At 59.9% G+C, this 19,727-nt stretch carries 16 protein-coding genes and 1 pseudogene; 14 read left to right on the top strand and 3 right to left on the bottom strand.

Annotated features, from left to right (window positions below; genetic code table 11):
• Positions 1 to 23: 23 nt before the first annotated feature.
• Positions 24 to 482: pseudogene (locus tag HMPREF2996_RS04825) on the top strand (zinc-binding dehydrogenase); the annotation flags it as partial.
• A gap of 185 nt (positions 483 to 667) precedes the next feature.
• Positions 668 to 2,092, top strand: a complete 1,425-nt coding sequence (locus HMPREF2996_RS04820; RefSeq protein ID WP_070730349.1) for a YkvI family membrane protein — start codon at positions 668 to 670, stop codon at positions 2,090 to 2,092.
• On the opposite strand, the gene HMPREF2996_RS04815 is transcribed toward HMPREF2996_RS04820, so the two are convergent.
• A complete protein-coding gene (locus tag HMPREF2996_RS04815) occupies positions 2,089 to 2,778 on the bottom strand; it encodes a LysE/ArgO family amino acid transporter (protein WP_070710565.1) in 690 nt (229 codons plus the stop codon). The two genes, HMPREF2996_RS04820 and HMPREF2996_RS04815, sit on opposite strands and share 4 nt — an antisense overlap.
• 70 nt (positions 2,779 to 2,848) lie before the next feature.
• Here HMPREF2996_RS04815 and HMPREF2996_RS04810 point away from each other — a divergent pair, with 70 nt between their 5' ends.
• The 6 genes from HMPREF2996_RS04810 (at position 2,849) to HMPREF2996_RS04785 (ending at position 9,151) form a co-directional block, all read left to right on the top strand.
• Complete coding sequence (locus HMPREF2996_RS04810; protein ID WP_070710566.1) at positions 2,849 to 3,733, top strand: LysR family transcriptional regulator ArgP; 885 nt, start codon at positions 2,849 to 2,851, stop codon at positions 3,731 to 3,733.
• A 28-nt stretch (positions 3,734 to 3,761) separates the two neighbouring features.
• Positions 3,762 to 4,763 (top strand): DoxX family protein, encoded by a 1,002-nt coding sequence (locus HMPREF2996_RS04805; protein WP_070730347.1) that lies wholly within the window; start codon positions 3,762 to 3,764, stop codon positions 4,761 to 4,763.
• Positions 4,764 to 4,896: 133 nt separating this feature from the next.
• Entirely contained in the window at positions 4,897 to 5,334 is a 438-nt protein-coding gene (locus tag HMPREF2996_RS04800) for a hypothetical protein (protein ID WP_070447645.1), read from the top strand.
• Positions 5,331 to 5,645 (top strand): transcriptional regulator, encoded by a 315-nt coding sequence (locus HMPREF2996_RS04795; RefSeq protein WP_070447642.1) that lies wholly within the window; start codon positions 5,331 to 5,333, stop codon positions 5,643 to 5,645. Before HMPREF2996_RS04800 ends, HMPREF2996_RS04795 begins: the two co-directional genes overlap by 4 nt.
• 88 nt (positions 5,646 to 5,733) lie before the next feature.
• Positions 5,734 to 7,941, top strand: coding sequence for an acyltransferase family protein (locus HMPREF2996_RS04790; RefSeq protein WP_070730346.1), 2,208 nt, complete (start codon positions 5,734 to 5,736; stop codon positions 7,939 to 7,941).
• Positions 7,904 to 9,151, top strand: a complete 1,248-nt coding sequence (locus HMPREF2996_RS04785) for a glycosyltransferase family 87 protein (RefSeq protein WP_070730345.1) — start codon at positions 7,904 to 7,906, stop codon at positions 9,149 to 9,151. Before HMPREF2996_RS04790 ends, HMPREF2996_RS04785 begins: the two co-directional genes overlap by 38 nt.
• Here HMPREF2996_RS04785 and ilvD read toward each other — a convergent pair.
• Both ilvD and HMPREF2996_RS04775 read right to left on the bottom strand, forming a co-directional pair.
• A complete protein-coding gene (ilvD, locus tag HMPREF2996_RS04780) occupies positions 9,085 to 10,938 on the bottom strand; it encodes a dihydroxy-acid dehydratase (RefSeq protein ID WP_070730343.1) in 1,854 nt (617 codons plus the stop codon). The two genes, HMPREF2996_RS04785 and ilvD, sit on opposite strands and share 67 nt — an antisense overlap.
• Positions 10,939 to 10,940: 2 nt before the next feature.
• Positions 10,941 to 11,474, bottom strand: coding sequence for a PH domain-containing protein (locus HMPREF2996_RS04775; RefSeq protein ID WP_010186912.1), 534 nt, complete (start codon positions 11,472 to 11,474; stop codon positions 10,941 to 10,943).
• Between the two features lie 315 nt (positions 11,475 to 11,789).
• Between HMPREF2996_RS04775 and HMPREF2996_RS04770 the strand changes: the two genes are divergently transcribed.
• From HMPREF2996_RS04770 to serA, 6 genes are all read left to right on the top strand, one after another.
• Complete coding sequence (locus HMPREF2996_RS04770) at positions 11,790 to 13,610, top strand: acetolactate synthase large subunit (protein ID WP_070710570.1); 1,821 nt, start codon at positions 11,790 to 11,792, stop codon at positions 13,608 to 13,610.
• 5 nt (positions 13,611 to 13,615) lie between these two features.
• Positions 13,616 to 14,131: an acetolactate synthase small subunit gene (gene ilvN, locus HMPREF2996_RS04765; RefSeq protein WP_010186907.1), complete on the top strand. Its 516-nt coding sequence runs from the start codon at positions 13,616 to 13,618 to the stop codon at positions 14,129 to 14,131.
• A gap of 111 nt (positions 14,132 to 14,242) precedes the next feature.
• Positions 14,243 to 15,256: a ketol-acid reductoisomerase gene (ilvC, locus tag HMPREF2996_RS04760; RefSeq protein WP_010186905.1), complete on the top strand. Its 1,014-nt coding sequence runs from the start codon at positions 14,243 to 14,245 to the stop codon at positions 15,254 to 15,256.
• A 118-nt stretch (positions 15,257 to 15,374) separates the two neighbouring features.
• Positions 15,375 to 17,168, top strand: coding sequence for a GmrSD restriction endonuclease domain-containing protein (locus tag HMPREF2996_RS04755; RefSeq protein ID WP_070730342.1), 1,794 nt, complete (start codon positions 15,375 to 15,377; stop codon positions 17,166 to 17,168).
• Complete coding sequence (locus HMPREF2996_RS04750; protein ID WP_246822987.1) at positions 17,158 to 18,081, top strand: hypothetical protein; 924 nt, start codon at positions 17,158 to 17,160, stop codon at positions 18,079 to 18,081. The genes HMPREF2996_RS04755 and HMPREF2996_RS04750 overlap by 11 nt, the downstream gene beginning before the upstream one ends.
• A gap of 44 nt (positions 18,082 to 18,125) precedes the next feature.
• The gene (gene serA, locus HMPREF2996_RS04745; RefSeq protein WP_070710572.1) at positions 18,126 to 19,712 is read left to right on the top strand and encodes a phosphoglycerate dehydrogenase; all 1,587 of its coding nucleotides are present in this window, start codon (positions 18,126 to 18,128) and stop codon (positions 19,710 to 19,712) included.
• Positions 19,713 to 19,727: the final 15 nt, after the last annotated feature.

Raw genomic sequence — 19,727 nt, 5'->3', positions numbered from 1 at the left:
AGAAGCGGAACTAAACCCAGGACGCTTCAGTCACGGTCATCTCGCGCACTTCTCGCAAGGCTGAAGAAGCTGCAGAGCTTGGAGCGAGCCGTACCTTGGCCACCACCGAAGAAGAGGACTTCTTCAGGAAGCATCGCGGGGAGTTCGATTTTATTCTCTCGACCATTTCCGCAGAGTACAGCCTCGAGGACTACCTGCGGATGCTCAAACCCCGCGGCATCATGTCGGTGGTGGGTCTGCCGCCAGAGGCCTTACCACTGCGCCTCAACCGCTTAGTCGGCGGCGGCAAGGTGCTCACGGGTAACAATATCGGCGGCATCGCGGAAACCCAGGAGATGCTGGACTTTTGTGCTGAGCACGGCTTGGGCGCGGTGATCGAGAAGGTGGGCGTCGACGAGGTTGATGCCGCCTACGAGCGAGTCGTGGCGGGTGATGTGAAGTTCCGTTTCGTCATTGACACAGCGACGTTCGCTGAGCACTAAGAGGTGAGCCGTCTCATGCTTTAGCGGTTGTTGGAGCAAGCTCTCTACAGCCGCACACATGTTTTCCTATCAGCGTGGCGTAAGGTAGAGACTATGTACCGTCATACTTATGTCAAAGTATGGCGCGTTTTTATGCACTAGTCATTAAGCATAAGAAGAAGAAAATAGAAAGCAGATAGGAAAACGTGTCTTATAAAAACGTTATGGGCCTCGCTTTGTCCTTTATTGGCTTGCTCGTTGGTGCGGGCTTTGCCACGGGGCAGGAAGTCGTCCAGTACTTTACGTCCTTCGGTATTCCTGGCATGTGGGGAATTTTGGTCGCCGGCCTAGTCATGACCCTCGCCGGCACGGTCTTCCTCCAGCTGGGAAGCTATTTCCACGCCAGCGAGCACAACCAAGTGTTTCGGAACATCACCCACCCGATCATTTCGCGCATTCTGGATGTCGCAGTGATCCTTACGCTCTTTGCGGTGGGCTTTGTCATGCTGGCCGGTGCCGGTTCCAACATGCAGCAACAGTTCGGCTGGCCTGCCTGGGTTGGTTCCTTGCTCATGCTCGTCCTGGTTCTGATCACGGGCATGTTCGATGTTGATAAGGTTTCCCAGGTCATTGGCCTTCTTACGCCGACCATCATCATCGCGGTGCTCTTCGCCGGCGCTTATACACTGCTGCATATGCCGGACAGTGTCGACGCTGCAATTACTGCATCCGAAGCGATTGAATCCCCAATCCCGCACTGGCTTATCTCCGCGCTGAACTACAACGGCCTAGCCCTCATCCTGGCTGTATCGATGTCCCTGGTGATCGGCGGCGATAATATCAGCCCGCGCGAGGCGGGCGTCGGCGGCATCGTGGGCGGCGCGGTTTACGCGGTACTCATGGCCATCGCCGGTTTCTCGCTGCTCATGAACGCAGAGAGCGTGGGCGATTCCGATATTCCGATGCTGTCCCTGGTAGACAATATCCACCCAACACTCGGCGTCATTATGGCCATCATCATTTACCTGATGATTTTCAACACGGCCATCGGTATGTTTTACGCGCTGGGTAAGCGTTTGTCCTCTGGCAAGGAATCGAAGTACCGCATCATCTTCATCGTAGGCTGCCTCGCTGGCTTCGCCGTGTCCTTTGCCGGTTTCAAGGCACTGATGCAGTATGTCTACCCAGTACTGGGTTACATGGGCATCGTCCTCGTGGCCATCCTGGTTATTGGCTGGCTGCGCTCCCTGGGCAAGATCAAGGACGAGGGGCTGCGCCGTGAGCGCATCCGCGCCCTGTTGCACCTCAAGCTGCACCCCGACTCGGAGTATGACGCAGCTCGTTACGACGATGAGATCGGCCAGCAGATCGCTGATTCCAACATGGATGATGAAGCCCTCTACGAGGATCTCGTCTCCGATGTGGTTGACGAATTAGACTCGGATGAAGACCTAGACTTCGACAGGGAAGGCTGGGAGGAAAACCGCAACGATCACTCCTACTACACTGAGCGCGAGGGCGTGGAGCAGGACCGCAGCGACGAAGAAATTAAGGCCTGGGTCGAGGAGACCGGCGCGGTGGGAGACCCTGCCGAAGACGAAGAGCTCCCAGAAGAATCAAAGAAAGATTAGAAGAGCAGGAGCTTTGCCGTCAGCGCAAGCATGACACAGCCGATGACGATGTTGACTACGCGCCACGTCGTCGGCTTGGCCAGCACGTGGGAAAGTTTCCAGGCACCAAAGCCCAGGGAGGGGAACCAGACGGAGCTGGCCAAAATCGCACCGCCTGCGAAGACCCAGCGCTGGTCGCCATATTGGTTCGCAATGGAGCCCAGCATGACCAGCGCGTCGACGTAGGCCAAGGGATTAAGCCACGTGAGCGCCAACGCACCAAGGACGGGCTTGATCCAGGACTTAGAGCGCATGCGGGGGCGAATTTTGGTGAGTACGGAGGTTCCTGAAGCTCCCGAATTGCCCGAGTTGTCTTCAACGACCTGCGCCACTGGTGCGGTTTCCTCAATGACCAGTGAGTCCTGTTCCTTCTTAAACGCGTCGCGGAAGCACGTGAACCCAAAGTAGATGAGGTAGGCCGCGCCTAAATACTTGACCACGACGAGCGCGGTGGGGAAGCGCTCGACGAGGACGCCGACTCCGGCGGTGCCGCCGGTGATGAGGATGACGTCGGAAAGCAAGCAAGCCAACAGGATGGCGCCGACATGATCGCGTTTAATGCCCATCTTGATGATGTAGGCATTCTGCGGTCCGATGGCGATGATGAGGGATAGACCTAGCGCAAATCCTGCAAGCAATACTGACATGGCTTCTAGTCTGCGCATAGCGCCATATGAAGTCTAGTTAAATGTTCTACAGCTGGTTTAATATAGCTTCATGAATCCGCTCCATACCGAAACGTTGCTGGCCATCATCGATGAAGGATCCTTCGAGGGGGCTGCGGCTGTGTTGGGAATCACTCCTTCGGCCGTCAGTCAGCGCATCAAAGCGCTGGAAGTTTCGACCGGCCGCATCCTTCTGCGCCGCGGCACTCCGGTCACCGTGACTGAAGCAGGGGAGATCGTCGCCCAAGCAGCACGGCGCATGGCGCTGGTCCAAGCTGAGGCGGATGCGCGGCTGACCGAGCGCCTGTCCCGCGTTCCACTCACCGTTGCTATCAACTCGGATTCCCTGGCCACGTGGTTCCGCCCTGTAATCCAGAGCACCGCCGAGCGCGGTGAGGCGGCGCTGCGCATCCGCATCGAAGATGAAGCCCGTACACTCGCCATGTTGCGCCGGGGTGATGTGCTGGGCGCGGTTACGCGCGAGCAAACCCCGGTCTCAGGTTGTGAATCCACGTACCTCGGTACCATGCGCTACTTTGCCGTCGCCGCGCCCGCTCTGGCGGAGACTTTCGAGGACTGGGAGACCCTGCCCATCGTGGGCTTCGGTCCGAACGACGCCACCTTGGATGACGCCATGCGCGAGCGCTTCATTGATTCCCATGTTCTGCGTGCGCGGGTGTCCCAGATTCCTTCTTCGGAGAGTTATGTCGAAGCAGTGCGCTATGGCCTGGGATGGGGCTTAGTGCCGCGCCTGCAGGCACAGCCCTTGCTGGAGACCGGGGAGCTGGTGCTTCTCGACGACTTCCCGCTTGACATTGACCTCTACTGGCAGCGCTGGCGGTTGGAGTCGGAGTTGCTTGCGGACCTCACGGCGGATGTCTTAGACGCAGGCCGTGCAGTTTTAGCTTCGCGCCGCGCCGATAAAGATGCACCATAAGGGGGCTGTGCTGCCTTAAGTTGGAGGTATGAGCGATAAAACTCCTGATAAAGCCACCGACTTTGATGACGATATTCCGACCTACACGGGGAAAGACTCTGTGAAGGACAGCACGTCTAAAGAAGAAGCTACCGATAAGCCGAAGAAGAGCAGCCTCTTCCAGCGTCCCGGACGTGCCGAGCCGCAAGTGATTAAGCCCAAGAAGGCCGAGGAGCCTGCCGTTGAAGCAGAGCCTGAAGCCAAGACCGAAACCTTTGAGAGCGCCTCCCGTGGCTCCCTGTCTTTCGACAGTGCTGCAGCAGAAACCGAGACCACCGCCTTCCCGCGCGCTGAGGCGACGACAGAGTCCGAAGCGGAGACAACTGCTATGCCGGTATCGGCAACCGCTGCCGCTGATACCACAACTGAACCTGTGGCAACTGAGAGCTATGAAGAGGTACCAAGCACGGTTGCTGTTGCCGACCCCGCCGTGGACTCCGAGGCAGCAGCGGTGGAGGAGAAGCCGGAGCCGGCACGTCGCGGCACCATCGACTTCGGTCTGCTCTTCGTGCGCCTAGCGCTCAGCGTTTACCTGCTCGTGGCGGGTGCTTCGACCTTCTTTAAGCTCGGCGGTAACGAGGGACTGTCCGGCTTGGAGAAGGAGTTCGGCGAGTACACCATGGCTGCAGCCTTGGCCATCGGTGTGCCGAGTGTTCAGCTCATTGCCGGAGCCTTCCTGCTTCTCGGCCTGGTGACACCGCTGGCCGCTATGTTCGGCCTTATCGTCACGGGCTTCTCCGCTATCCACGGCCTCAACGCCTCCGGTGCCGGGTTGGATGTCTTCGCGTGGAATGAGAGTGTCTGGCTGGGTCTCGTCCTCTTCGTTATCGCGGTGGCCCTGCAGTTCACCGGCCCGGGATTCATCTCCTTGGACTTCAATCGCTCCTGGACTCGCCGCCCGCTGGCAACGTCCTGGATTTTCGTCGTCATTGGCGTGGCCGCGCTGGTCGCTATCTGGTGGTTTGGCGCTGGCGTTAACCCGATAAACTAGGCGTTGTTAGCGCGTTTCTACGCTCCCAGCCTGCAGCTATATACAAGTTCTTGTTGTTTTCCATTGCGTAAAGTAAGTTGTTTTCTGTAATGGAAAACAATGACTTTGGTGCCGCAGGAGGGGAGCTTTAGTTTTGTCTGATCAGGATGTTCGGGACGCACTTGCATTTGAGGAGCAACAACGGCTGGCCGCAGCCAAGCGGCCGCCCATCTGGTTGAGCCTGCTCGCAGCGGTGGTGTACGGTGCGTGGTTTGCCTACATGTGGATCAAGGATGACGTCCATCCTCTCGTTCTTGTTGGTGGACTGCTTCTTGTACTCGCGCTCTTGGTGAGTCTCGCCTTCTTTTATCGCACGGGGGTGAGGGATTCGATGCGACAGAAGGTGGATCCGCATGCGTCACGGAGTGTCACCTGGCGGTATTTTGCGGGTTTGGGTTTCATGATTCTGCCGGCACTGTTCAATCCTTTTGTTGAAGGGCACGTTATTGCCTCGTGCATCGCAGGTGTGCTGTGCAGCTTGGCGGTCTTTTGGACGTTGCACACGGGTGCGCTGGATAGGATGCCGCGATGAATGGGCTCGATCCGGTAATTCACCCGCTCAATCGCTTTAAGATTTGCGCCACACTCAATGCTTTCGGTGCCACGCAGGGTGGGGAAGTAAACCGTGAGATGAAGTTCGCTATGTTGCGTGACCGCACGGAGCTTTCCGACGCCTCCCTGTCCAAGCAGCTTGGTGCATTAGAGAAAGCTGGCTACGTCACGCGCTTCCGCGAGTACGGCACCAGCCGCGCTAAAGATTCGGTATGGGTCGCTCTGACGGAGGAAGGTAAAACAGCTTTCGATGGTCATTTGGCGGCGCTTAAGGCTTTGGCCGGAGATTGATCGTGGGCACAGTTCACAAGGCATCAGCGTTCCGACGCATCATGCCGATGACGGTTTTAGAGCCCGAATGTCCTAGGATTTAGGGGCTATGGCGAAATCATCGACGTATCGTACAGACATTGACGGCCTGCGCGGCTTGGCCATCGCGCTGGTCGTGTTCTTCCACGTCTTCGTGGGCAAGGTCTCAGCGGGCGTGGATGTCTTCCTGCTCATCGGCGGTGTTTTCTTTTTCGGGCCCCAAATTCGCAACGCCCTCAACCCTCGGGGGCTAACCCCAGTCCAAGTGGTTATCAGGATGCTGCGTCGACTCTTTCCGGCGCTCGTGGTTACGGTCACTGTCACGCTGGCCCTAGCCCTAATAGTCTTTCCCCCGACGCGGTGGGGAAGAGAAGGCCGAGAAGCGCTGAGCTCGTTAGCCTATGTCCAAAACTTCGCTTTATCGGCTGCCGGACAGGACTACGCTGCCATTGGTCAAGATGTGAGTACGTATCAACACCTGTGGTCCATGTCAGCCCAGCTGCAAATCTATCTAGGATCCCTACTGGTCATCTTCCTGTGTGCAGGTGTGTACCGGCTCTGTGGACGCCGTGAAGGTAAGGCCCAGGTCAGTGGTATAAACATGGCCCCTTGGGGGCTCGGCATTGCTACGCTGGCCAGCTTCCTTTACGCGATGTATCTGCATGGTGTTGACCAAGGTACAAATTATTACTCACCGCTCAGCCGTTTCTGGGAGATTGGCCTCGGCGGGCTGCTGGGGCTGTGGCTGACACAACCGGGAACCCACCGCATGTCTGGAACTGCTGGGGCCGGTCATCGGAAGACTGACTGGAGTCTTGTTGGCCTAGCGCTCATCCTGGCCACCGGAGTAGTCATGGACGGCGCCCAGCAGTTCCCCGGCCCTGCGACGCTGATGCCGCTTGCGGGCGCGGCTCTCATTATCGTCGCGGGACCTTCCTCGCGTCTCGGTCGGCTTCTGACCACCGCACCATTCCAATTCTTAGGTCGAATTTCTTACAGTCTTTACTTGTGGCACTGGCCATTGTTGGTGTTGGTTACCTATCTACTCAGTGGGGGAGAGTCCAACCGCGATGGTATGGGCATTCTCGCTGCTGTTGGCACTACCCGTGGACTTGCGGCGGGTGCCGGCGTCATTGCCCTCTCGGTGGTGCTTGCCTGGCTCACGCTGAGCTACGTGGAGGTGCCGACTCGGCAGAAAACTAAACCCGGAGAGCGCTCTTGGGCGCCAGGGAGGTTAGTCGGTGTAGAAAAGGGTGTGACGGCAGGTATCGCGGCGCTAACCGTCTCAGCTATAGCACTGGCCGCGTGGGCGCAGCCTCCTGCGGTTTCGGATTCAACCGCGAGCATTAGCGAGAGCGACACTATTGACTATCCCGGCCCCGATGCTCTCCTAAACGGTGTTGAGGTGCCGCCGCGTGACCCGGTGCCGAATGCTCTCAACCCTATTGAGTCTTTCTACCCGGCCTCGCACGCCGATGGCTGCACGGCACTTTTTGAACATGAAGAGCCGATTCTGACGCATCAGCGAAACACTGAGGATATACCGTGCGCATACGGTGACCTGGAATCCGCTCGTACGATGTACCTGTTTGGAAATTCACATGCGGACCATATATTGACGACCTTGGATATCGTGGGTCGTGACCAGGGGATTCGAATTGTTCCGCTGCTGAAGATGGGCTGCTTCCCAGGCGGTGAGCCTAAGCGCTCCGACGGACACGACTACCCGGAGTGCGCCGCCTGGACCGAGGCTGCTTTGGAATACATGGAGGCCAATCCAGCTACGGAAGGCACCTTTCTCATTTCTACCCAGCCAGCGCCAGGAACCATGGGGCCCGAGCAGACTCCCGAGGGACTCCGCACGGTGGTCGAACGCCTCAACAGTGCGGGCATGCGAGTGTGGGGTTTGCGCGACACGCCCTGGCCGCACACCTCGGCAGGCCCCTTAGATGTGCGTGACTGCGTGGCTGCGGGTGGATACGTTGCAGGCGATCCCCTGCTTGATTGCGGCGTGGAGCGAGACGACTCACTGTTGGCTGAGAACCCTGCCGTGAGCGCACTGGCTGGGTTGGATGTCACTCACCTTGACCTGACAAACGCCATGTGTGGTCCAGAGCGTTGCCCTGGCGTGATCGGCAACGTGATGGTTTACCGCGATTCTTCGCATCTCACCAACACATTCGCCGCCATGTTGAGTGACGGGCTAGAGCGCCAAATGTACGGTGGTACGCTACCTAGCGATGAACTTGTTGAAGAACCTACTTCCCCCGGCCTCTGACCCTGATTGGCGTGTTCCGGCCGTCCGGGTGCTCTATTTCGTTGCTGGCGTTATGGTATTTGCTGCCGTAGTGTGGTCCCCAGCCGGGACCACGGGATCTGATTTTGATCCCATTTGGAACGCCGTTGACAAGTATGTCCATGGTCAGCCGGTCTACGATGAGGACTACTCCACGCTCGATCCCCACTACCTGTACTCACCGGGGGCAACTTTTCTTCTCGGACCAATCGGCTGGCTGCCCGGCCGGGACATCGCACGTACTATCATGATGTGGCTAGGCGCGGTGTCCATCTTCACTGCGCTGTGGCTGCTGGCTGCCTCGGTTGCGGCGCGCTATCGGGGCCCTGTCTTCGCTGTGCTAGTCATCGTGGCCTGCGCCTTTAACGAGCCGGTGAAAAGCACGCTGAGCCTTACCAATATCAACGGCTTCCTCTTCCTGCTACAGGTTCTTTTTGCGCTGTTGACTATCAAGCTGCTGGCAAGCGGCTGGCGTGCGGCCCTGAAGTCTCGGGAGGCCGTCGCAGCGGGCATTATTCTTGGCGTGGCCATGACCATCAAGCCACAGTTTCTAGCTCTGGGCGTGGTATCACTGTTGTCCGGCCATATCGCCGTGCTCGTCGTGGCTGCGGTATTCATGGTCGTGGTTTTTGCCGCTGGGTGGTTCACAATGTCCCAACCACAGAATTACGTCGACCGTTTGCTGCCTTACCTGGGGCAGGCCCGCGACTATAACAATGGTTCCATCGAAGGCGTGGGCCGGCAGCTCGACTGGTCGGGGGGAGCCATCACGGGCGCAACCGTGGCTTTCCTCGTAGTGGTGGGGCTAGCGTTGGTAGCACTGTGGCGCTACAAGCGCGAGCAGCCAGTGGTGTGGGTGTACTGCTCACTCGGTGTTCTTTTTGCCGGAGTGCTAATGACTACTGGTCTCATGCAAGGCTACTACTGCATCTGGCTGCTACCAGTGATTGCGACGGTGGTGATCCCCGGCAGTCCCGCGCGAACCTTACTCATCGTAGTGGTCTGGTGGTGCCTAGTTTCCAGCGCTGCGCCGCCCGAGGGCCTGTGGGCACCAGCGGAAGCTATTATCCGCTGGCGCTCGTCCTTGGCCTGGGTGGCACTGCCGCTCATTATGGCCGGGATGGCCTACTGGACGTGGCCATCCACCACGCGCACCGCACCACGGTCAGCGGACGTGGCCATGTTGGCGTAGGCGCGCAGGGCCTTGGTGACCGGGCGGTTGCGGTCCTTCGGCGTCCAGGGCTTCTCGCGCTGCTCCTCGGTGGCGCGTCGGCGTTCCAAGACCTCTTCGTCCACGTCGAGGGAGAGCTGGCGCTCGCGGATGTTGATGGTGATGGGGTCACCGTTTTCCACCAGGCCGATGAGGCCGCCGTGGGCTGCCTCAGGGGAGATATGACCGATGGAGAGGCCGGAGGTGCCGCCAGAGAAGCGGCCATCCGTAATCAAGGCGCAGGCCTTGCCCAAGCCGGAGCCCTTGAGGAAGGAAGTCGGGTGCAGCATCTCCTGCATGCCGGGGCCACCTGCGGGCCCCTCGTAGCGAATGACGATGACATCGCCCGGCTGGACCTCTTTCTTGAGGATGATGGACACGGCCTCCTCCTGGGACTCCACCACGCGGGCCGGGCCAGTGAAGGTCCACAGCTCTTCCTCCACGCCGGCGGCCTTGACGATGGCCCCGTTGGGGGCGAGGTTGCCCCGCAGGACGACCAGGCCACCGTCCGAGGAAAAAGCGTGCTCGGCGTCGTGGATACAGCCATTGGCAGCGTCAGTATCCAGCACATCCCAACGGTTGGACTGGCTAAATGGCTCGGTGGTGCGTACACCGCCGGGTGCGGCGTGGAAAAGCTCGAGAGCGGCTTCCGTGGCCTTGCCGCCGCGGATATCCCAATCATCGAGCCACTCCTCGGCGTTGTCGTAGAGGGCGGTGTGGACCTTGAGGTTCACGTGGCCGGCGCGGCGCAGCTCGCCCAAGATGGCGGGGATGCCGCCGGCGCGGTGCACGTCTTCGATGTGGTAAGTGCCGTTGGGGGCCACCTTGGACAGGCACGGTACGCGGTAGGAGATCTCGTTGATGTCCTCGAGGGTGAAGTCCACCTCGCCCTCCTGTGCGGCGGCCAGCGTGTGGAGGATGGTGTTGGTGGAACCACCCATAGCCATATCCAGAGCCATGGCATTGCTGAAGGCTTCCTTGGTGGCGATGGAGCGCGGGAGAACGGCGTCGTCTTCTTCGCCGTAGTAGCGTCGGCACATCTCCACGATGGTGCGGCCAGCTTGCTCGAAGAGATCTCGGCGGGCGCTGTGGGTAGCCAGCGTGGTGCCATTGCCCGGCAGGGCCAAGCCGAGCGCCTCGGTGAGGCAGTTCATGGAGTTGGCGGTGAACATGCCGGAGCAGGAACCACAGGTAGGGCAGGCGGATTCCTCCACGCGGGTCAAGCCCTCGTCGGAGACGGCATCGCTGGCCGAGGCCGTGATCGCCGTAATCAGATCCGTCGGTGCATGCGCCACGCCGTCAACGACGACGGCCTTGCCGGCTTCCATCGGGCCGCCGGAGACGAAGATGGTGGGAATGTTGAGGCGCAGTGCAGCATTCAACATACCCGGGGTGATCTTGTCGCAGTTCGAAATGCACACCAGGGCGTCGGCAGTGTGGGCATTGACCATGTACTCGATGGAATCGGAGATGATCTCCCGCGAAGGCAGGGAGTAGAGCATGCCGCTGTGGCCCATGGCGATGCCGTCGTCAACAGCAATGGTGTTGAACTCCTTCGGCACGCCGCCGGCTTCGCGGACGGCATCGGCCACGATGTCGCCGACGTTTTTGAGGTGGACGTGGCCGGGGACGAACTGGGTAAAGGAGTTGGCGATGGCGACGATCGGCTTGCCAAAGTCACTCTCCTTGGAGCCGGTAGCGCGCCACAGTGCGCGGGCACCGGATGCCTGGCGGCCAACGGTGGTGACTTTAGAGCGGAGAGGGTACATGGTTAATCCTTCAGTTCGGGGTGTTTCTCGAGGTACTCGGCGTATTCCTCCTTGGTGAGGAGGATCTGTTGGCCATCGCGGTGGACGATGACCACCTTGTCATCGGCGGCGTCACGGCCAGCGCTCAGGGCGTCGGGGATGCGCCCATTGGAAGCGGCAGCGAGGCGGGGGAGGGAGTTGAAAGTCACTCCCGGCAGGTTGAAGTTATCGCCCTTCGTGGTGCGGGCATAGGCTTTCGAGCGCTGGAAACCGATTCCTTGGAAGTCTTTCCACTCGATGTGCTTGGGGCCGCGGAAGCCATAGGTGATGTGGATGCCCGTGCTGTCCACGGTGGTGCGGGCCCGCAGGACCCACCAGATGGCCAGCACGGGGAAGATGAGAATCCAGAAGAGGTACTTCGGGGCCCAGCCAATGCTGAGGAAAGCGATGGCGGCGAGGATGCCGATGCCGAGGAGGTGTTCGCGAGTGGGCTTGAACGTTTCGGCCGTGGGGTGTTCGGCGCGAGAAGATGCGTTCTGCGGGTGTGAGGACGTCATAGTGGGTCATCGTAATTGACAATATGGCGCGGTGGCGAACCGCCCCACCTGTGGAATCTCGCTAAATGAGAAATAAATCCCAAAAATGGGGGTAAAGGCCTGCGGTGGCGTTTCTATCAGTGTACAGTTTATCCCATGATCATTATTCGACTTCACCTCGTAGTAGTACCCGGGCGGCGCGAGCCGTAGCGAGTCCGCTAGTGACGTCGACCAGCATGCGCCCCCGTTACCTTCACACCCAGGAAGGAAAGACGGGGGCGTTATTCGTTGGATGATCTCTCCGATATCCACCCCCACTAAAGGAGCACACCAACCGTGACAGCTTCCACACCGCCACAGCGGGCGCCCGAGCGCATCACGGGCGCACACGCCATTGTCCGTACCCTCGAAGATTTGGGCACCGAGCTGGTCTTCGGCATTCCGGGCGGCGCCGTGCTTCCGCTGTACGACGCCCTGTTTGAATCCACGAAGCTGCGCCACGTGCTCACCCGCCACGAGCAGGGAGCTGGCCATGCAGCAGAAGGCTATGCGCAGGCATCCGGAAAGGTCGGCGTCATGATTGCTACCTCCGGTCCAGGTGCCACCAACCTGGTGACCCCGCTGGCGGATGCAAACCTGGACTCCGTGCCCGTCGTGGCTATTACCGGACAGGTCGGCAGTTCGTTGTTGGGCACCGACGCCTTCCAAGAGGCTGATATCCGCGGTGTGACCATGCCGATTACGAAGCATAACTTCATCGTCACCAAGGCAGAGGACATCCCGGGGGCTATTGCTGCCGCCTTCCACCTGGCTTCCACCGGACGGCCGGGCCCAGTTCTCGTGGATATCCCGAAGGATGTCCAGAACGCCCTGATGGAGTACTCCGGCCCTGTGATGCCGGACCTGCCGGGTTATAAACCCACCACGACCCCGCACCCGCGCCAGATTACGCAGGCTGTTCAGCGCATTGCTCGCGCAGAGCGTCCGGTGCTCTATGTCGGTGGCGGCGTCATCAAGGCAGGTGCCTCCCGCGAGCTGCGCGAGTTTGCTGAGCTGACCGGCATCCCGGTGGTGACCACCCTCATGGCGCTCGGTGCTTTTCCGGATAACCACCCGCAACACATGGGTATGCCCGGCATGCACGGAACGGTACCGGCCGTCGCCGCGCTCCAGCGCGCTGACCTCATTATCGCCGTGGGCGCGCGCTTCGATGACCGCGTGACCGGTGATACCGACACCTTCGCTCCCCATGCCGAGGTTATTCACGCAGATATCGACCCGGCCGAGATTGGCAAGATCCGTGAGGTAGCTGTCCCCATCGTGGGCGATGCCCGCGAGGTGCTTCTGCGCCTGACAAAGGCTTATGCCAATGATGCGGAGCTGGATGCCCCGCGAATTGGCCCGTGGATGGAGTACCTGGGAGACCTGCAGAGCCGCTTCCCGCGCGGTTTCGAGCCGACAGCAGACGGCCTGCTCAATCCGCAAGAGGTTATTCAGCAACTCAGCGCAATCGTGGGCCCGGAGGCGATCTACTGCGCGGGTGTGGGCCAGCACCAGATGTGGTCGGCCCAGTTCCTTGATTTCGAGCACCCACGAAGCTGGATCAACTCCGGTGGCGCCGGCACGATGGGCTACGCAGTGCCCGCAGCGCTCGGCGCCAAGGCTGCCTGCCCGGAGCGTGAAGTCTGGGCAATTGACGGTGATGGCTGCTTCCAGATGACCAACCAGGAGCTCACCACCGCTGCGGTGGAAGGGTTCCCCATCAAGGTGGCTGTCATCAACAACGGCAACTTGGGCATGGTGCGCCAGTGGCAGACGCTCTTCTATGAGAACAAGTACTCCCATACCAAGTTGCGTGAGCACGATGAGTACGTCCCGGACTTCGTCAAACTCAGCGAGGCCTTGGGCTGCGAATCTATTCGCGTCACCACCGTGGAAGAGATTGGCCCGGCGATTGAACGAGCGCGCTCAATCAATGACCGCCCAGTGGTCATCGACTTCATTGTGGGCCAAGACGCCCAGGTGTGGCCGATGATTGGCGGCGGCGCCTCCAATGAGGAAATCCAATACGCCCTTGGTCTGCGCCCGCTGTTTGATGAAAATGAGTCCGCGGCCGAGGAACCGGCCGACATCCACGAATCCCTCGAGGAGGCCTAAGAGTAATGGCTAAAGACGATATCACTCGCCACATCCTGTCCGTGCGCGTCCAGGATATTGAGGGCATCATTTCCCGTGTGACCGGTATGTTCACCCGCCGTGGTTATAACCTCATCTCGCTGGTCTCCGCGCGGACTGAAACCGAGGGAATCAACCGCCTGACCATCGTTGTGGACGCCTCCGAGGTTGTCATCGAGCAGGTGACGAAGCAGCTCAACAAGATTGTTCCGGTGCTCAAGGTGGTGGAGCTGGAAGAGGAAAACACCATTGCCCGCGCCATCATGCTGGTCAAGGTGGCTGCGGATAACTCGAACCGCCCCCAGGTGGTCGACGCGGTGAACATCTTCCGTGCTCGCATCGTGGATGTATCGCCGGAGTCCGTGGTGGTGGAGGCCACCGGCACGCCCGGCAAGCTGCAGGCGCTTCTCGACGTCCTCGAGCCCTTCGGCATCCGCGAACTGGTGCAGTCCGGAAACGTCGCGCTGGGGCGTGGCCCGAAGGCGATGGCACCGAGCAAATAAAAAATCTCACAATGTGGGCGGACTGTCCCAAAGTGTGATACAAATTCAATAGGCAGAGTTACTACTGGATGAGTAGTGCTCACGAACCCAAAGAGAAAAGGAACATCAAACATGGCTATTGAGACTCTGTACGATTCCGATGCAGACCTGACCATCATCCAGGGCCGCAAGGTCGCCATCATTGGCTATGGCTCCCAGGGCCACGCCCACGCAATGAACCTGCGTGACTCCGGCGTTGAGGTCGCCATCGGCCTGCGCGAAGGCTCCAAGTCTCGCGAGAAGGCAGAGGAGGCTGGCTTCAAGGTTCTCACCAATGCTGAGGCTGCCAAGTGGGCTGATGTCATCATGCTGCTGGCGCCGGATACCTCTCAGGCTGCCATCTTCACCGAGGACATCGAGCCGAACCTGGAGGACGGCAACGCACTGTTCTTCGGCCACGGCCTCAACATCCACTTCGGTCTGATCAAGCCGGCGGAGAACATCACCATCGGTATGGTCGCTCCGAAGGGGCCGGGCCACCTGGTTCGCCGCCAGTTCGTTGACGGAAAGGGCGTTCCTTGCCTGATTGCCACCGAACAGGATCCGAAGGGCGAGGGACGCGAACTGACCCTGTCCTACGCCGCAGCCATCGGCGGTGCCCGCGCCGGCGTTATCCCGACCACCTTCAAGGATGAGACTGAGACCGACCTCTTTGGTGAGCAGGCCGTCCTGTGTGGCGGCGTGGAGTACCTGATCATGAACGGCTTCGAGGTCCTTACCGAGGCTGGCTACGAGCCGGAGATGGCCTACTTTGAGGTCTGCCACGAGCTGAAGCTCATTGTTGATCTCATCGTTGAGGGTGGCATCAAGAACATGAACTACTCCTGTTCTGACACCGCGGAGTTCGGCGGCTACCTTTCTGGACCGCGCGTCATCGACGCTTCCGTGAAGGAGCGTATGAAGGATGTCCTGACCGACATTCAGGACGGCACCTTTGTCAAGCGCCTCGTTGCCAACGTTGAGGGTGGCAACAAGGAGCTCGAGGATCTGCGCGCCAAGGTGAACTCCCACCCGATCGAGCAGACTGGCTCCCAGCTGCGCGATCTCATGAGCTGGGTAAAGAATCCGCTGGACGCAACTGCCTAAACCGCGTTTATCTGAAGATTCCCGTTGGCCTGTGTGCAGTGGTCAACGGGAATCTTTTGTTTTGTGATGTTCGCGCACAAACGGGCACATTCCCACATCCGAGAGTAGGGTTGAGGCCATGGGTTTCTCTACGCCAAGCTATGACCTTAATGACCTCTTCGCCCGCATCGATCGCGGTGATATTCAGCTTCCCGATTTCCAGCGCTCCTATTCTTGGGACGAGGACCGCATCCGATCGTTGATCGTCACTGTCCTGCGCGGCTACCCGCTCGGCGCATTTATGGCCTTGGATACCCGCAACGAGGCTATGCGCTTTCGGCCGCGGCCGCTCGCAGGTGCGCCCAATACCGGGGTAAACCCCGGTCTGCTTCTGCTCGATGGTCAGCAGAGGTTGACCACTCTGTACCACTGCTTCCGTGGCGAGGGTTTTGTCGATACCACTGATTTTCGTTCCAAGAAGGTTTCCCGCAAGTACTTTGTAGACTTGCATAAGGCGACCTCCGAGGACATCATGCCGGATGAGGCCGTCTTCGCGATCAACCAACACGGCGAGCTGCGCTCCCACTTCGCGCCAGAGCTCGAGTCTTCTTTGAACAGCCGTGAGGCCGCCGTGGAAGCATGCTGCATTCCCGTCTCCGCGCTCCTGAGCGAGGAGGGCACTAGCATGCTCTTCGAGCTCGCGGCAGCTAATGACGGCGCCAATCGCGATGTTGTTGCTGCCTTCAACAACCGGATTCTGCGCCCCCTGTCCGGCTACACTGTGCCGATGATCCGTCTTTCTCGTGAGACTGCGCGCGCTGGCATTGGCTCCATCTTCGCGCAGGTGAACTCGGCTGGTTTGCAGATGGATGTCTTCGATCTCCTCACCGCAGTCTTTGCCTCGGAGGACCCGGACTTTCACCTGGCGGAGGATTGGGCGGCCGTCGAGAAGCAGCTGCGTGCCTTCCGAGCGCTCGACGGCATTGGCCGTAATGAGTTCTTGTCGGCAGTGTCTTTGCTGGTGTCGGGGGAGAAGGGCAACGCTGGCGGCCAGCGCGAGGATATCCTGCAGCTCTCGCTGTCGGAGTACCGCAAGGCTTCGCAAACCCTAGTGATTACTTTCCGTGAGGTGGCTGAATTCTTAGCTGAGCGCTGCATCCTATCTTTGGAGCAGGTGCCCTATTCCGAGCAGATCATTCCGCTGGCGGTGATCTTGGCACGTCTGGCGGAGAAGAAGGGCGTGCTGTCGAGCCAGGAATCCTGGGACCGCCTCAACCAGTGGTTCTGGAGCGGCGTCTTTGGTGAGCTCTACGGCTCGTCGGCCGTGAAGCTACGTGCCGCACGCGATGTCGACGAGGTCACCGCATGGGTTGCAGGCGACACCGAGGATATTCCGAAGACCGTCCGTGATGCCTCCTTCCGCGAGTCCCGCCTGTTGTCGGTAGGAGAGCACGACGGAGTGTGGCACGGCCTGTACGCCCTGCTCATGGCTCGTGGCGCAAAGGACTGGCGTACGGGCCGTCCATTTAGCCGCCATAGCTTTGAGGAGCTGCAGCCGGGCTTCTTCCCCGTCTTCCCACTTCGCTGGTGCGAGCGCCACGGCGTCAGCGGCGTGCTGGCAAACTCCGTGCTGAACCGCACTCCGATGGGCAAACGCACCGAGGTTGTCATCGATGGGCATTCGCCCGAGCGCTACCTGCCGCGCGTGCAGTCGAAATCGATCATGGAGGATGCTGAGTTCGATAGCGTGCTGGCCTCCCACGAACTGGAACCAGAGCTGCTGACCGCAAAGACTGTGCACCAGTTCTTTGCTGACCGCCGCGAGCGCTTCGTTGGCATCGTTGAATACGCGCTGAACAAAAAGGTAGTGCGTGACGTGGACGAGGCGAATCTCTCTGGTGGCGAGGAGGGGCCGCAGGCCTTTGCTCGTTAAGATTCCATTTCTACGTGGGCTAAAGGCCGTCTCCGCGGCGCTACTGCTGGGCATGACCGCTCTGGGAGCCGTAGGGTGCTCATCGCTGGGACGCGGTGAGCCCCTCTTGACTCAAGACATCACCGCTCTCCCTGAGTCGGAGATTGATCTGGCTCGCGCGAGCGAGGAAAACCGCCTGCGGCTCATTGATCCTCAATTCGCCGATGAAGTCACCGTTGTTGGGGACCGTTGGGGAATCGATTCGGCACGTTTATTTTTCAAGGAGAGCAATTCGCTGATCCTCGCCGAGGAGACGGATGCTGCGGCCTTGCGCGCAGCGACGTTGAGCGTGTCGCAGCGCGTTCCCATGGTGACCTACGACGATTCGATTCGCCCGCAGATTTCACAACTGCTCAATGACCTTGATGTTGACCGAATCCTGGTTATCGGCAACGTCCCGTGGGCTAGCCAGAGCGGGCAACTCGAGGTCATCCACGACCCAGGAAACACCAAGGCGTTGGGGGAGTACACCGCTTTTCGTTTTGATTCCAAAGTAGTGATGAACCGTGAGCGCATGGTTGATAACATCGCGCGCTTGGATTCCTCTACGAAAACGGAGCTCAAGGCCGCGTGGGAGCCGCTGCCGCAGCATCTTACCAAGGAGAAGATGCCGGCGATTCCCGCGCAAGCGCGCCGTGATGCGCAGATGGCACCGGTAATAGTGGCGACGAAAGATAGCCCCTTAGCCAATGTGGTGAATGCCACCGCATATGGCGGTACGGTGTTCGTGATGGAGGACCCGGATCCGACGGCGACGAAGGCCGGCGCGGCGATTACAGCTGGACTATCAGACGGGCCGATCGTGGCCCTTGGTCCGGAATTCGGTTCAGTGACAGAATTCACGCATAAAATCACTCAGGGCTGGAAAGAATAAACTACACTTCTCGGCATCTCCAATTCTGACTAGTAAAGGAAGTTATGTCGAAGCCGGTCGTTCTTATCGCCGATAAGCTTGCAGAATCCACCGTCGATGCTCTCGGGGACACCGTCGAGGTCCGCTGGGTAGATGGTCCAAATCGTGCGGAGCTGCTCGCCGCGGTGCCGGAGGCTGACGCCCTCCTCGTCCGCTCCGCCACGACTGTGGATGCGGAGGTGCTGGCCGCTGCGGAGAACCTCAAGATTGTGGGCCGCGCTGGTGTCGGTTTGGACAATGTTGATATCCCCGCTGCCACCGAGCGCGGCGTCATGGTTGTCAACGCGCCGACCTCCAACATTCACTCCGCGTGTGAGCAGGCCATCGCACTGCTTCTAGCCACCGCCCGCCAGGTGCCGGCAGCAGATCAGTCTCTGCGTCAGGGGGAGTGGAAGCGTTCCTCCTTCAAGGGCGTCGAGATCTATGGCAAGACCATCGGCATCGTCGGCTTCGGCCACATCGGCCAGCTCTTCGCACAGCGTTTGCTGGCTTTTGAAACCACCGTCATTGCCTATGACCCTTATGCCAACCCGGCTCGCGCAGCAGCGCTGGGTGTAGAGCTGGTGAGCCTTGAGGATCTCATGTCCCGCTCTGATTTCGTGACCATTCACCTGCCTAAGACGCCGGAGACCGCCGGCATGTTTGATGCTGAGCTCTTGGCTAAGGCCAAGAAGGGTCAGATTATTATCAACGCCGCCCGCGGTGGCTTGGTTGATGAGGCAGCGCTGGCAGAGTCCATCAAGTCGGGCCACCACCGCGGCGCGGGCTTCGACGTGTATGCTTCCGAGCCCTGCACCGACTCCCCACTCTTCGAGCTGCCGCAGGTAACCGTGTCTCCGCACCTTGGTGCTTCCACGGTAGAGGCGCAGGACCGTGCGGGTACCGACGTCGCCGCATCCGTGTTGAAGGCGCTGGCCGGTGAGTTCGTGGCCGACGCTGTCAATGTTGAAGGCGGCAAGGTCGGCGAGGAGGTATCCGGTTGGCTGGATCTGACGCGGAAGCTTGGTCTCGTTGCCGGAAACCTCCTGGGTGCAGCGCCCGTCGCCATCGAGGTGGAGGCGTGTGGTGAGCTGGCCAATGAAGAAGTCTCAGCGCTTGGTTTGTCTGCCGTTCGCGGCGTGTTCTCCGGCGTGGTTTCGGAAACCGTTACTTTTGTCAACGCCATGAAGATCGCCGAAAGCCGCGGCGTGACCGTGGATGTTAAGACCAACGTGGAGTCGAAGGGCCACCGCTCTTCGGTGCGCGTGAAGGTCATCGGCCCGAACGGTCTGGTTTCCCAGCTCACCGGTGCCTTGACTGGTATCGATGGTGTGGAGAAGATTGTCCGCATCAACGGCCGCGGCGTCGACATGCGCGCTACCGGCCGCAACCTCTTCTTCTCCTACAAGGATGCCCCGGGCGCACTGGGAACCGTGGGCACCAAGCTGGGCGCTGCTGGAATCAACATCGTGGCTGCCGCCCTGACCCAGGGTAAGGAAGCCTCCGATGCTGTGCTCATCCTGCGCGTCGAACGTGAGGTGGCGGAGGAGCTGGTCGAGGACATCAACGCGGCGCTGGGTGCTACCTGCCGCCAGCTCGACTTGGACGCATAGCCCACAGCGCTAAGC

It is taken from the genome of Corynebacterium sp. HMSC066C02, assembly GCF_001814945.1.
GTDB lineage: Bacteria > Actinomycetota > Actinomycetes > Mycobacteriales > Mycobacteriaceae > Corynebacterium > Corynebacterium aurimucosum.
This window is presented reverse-complemented; position numbering and strand designations above follow the sequence as displayed.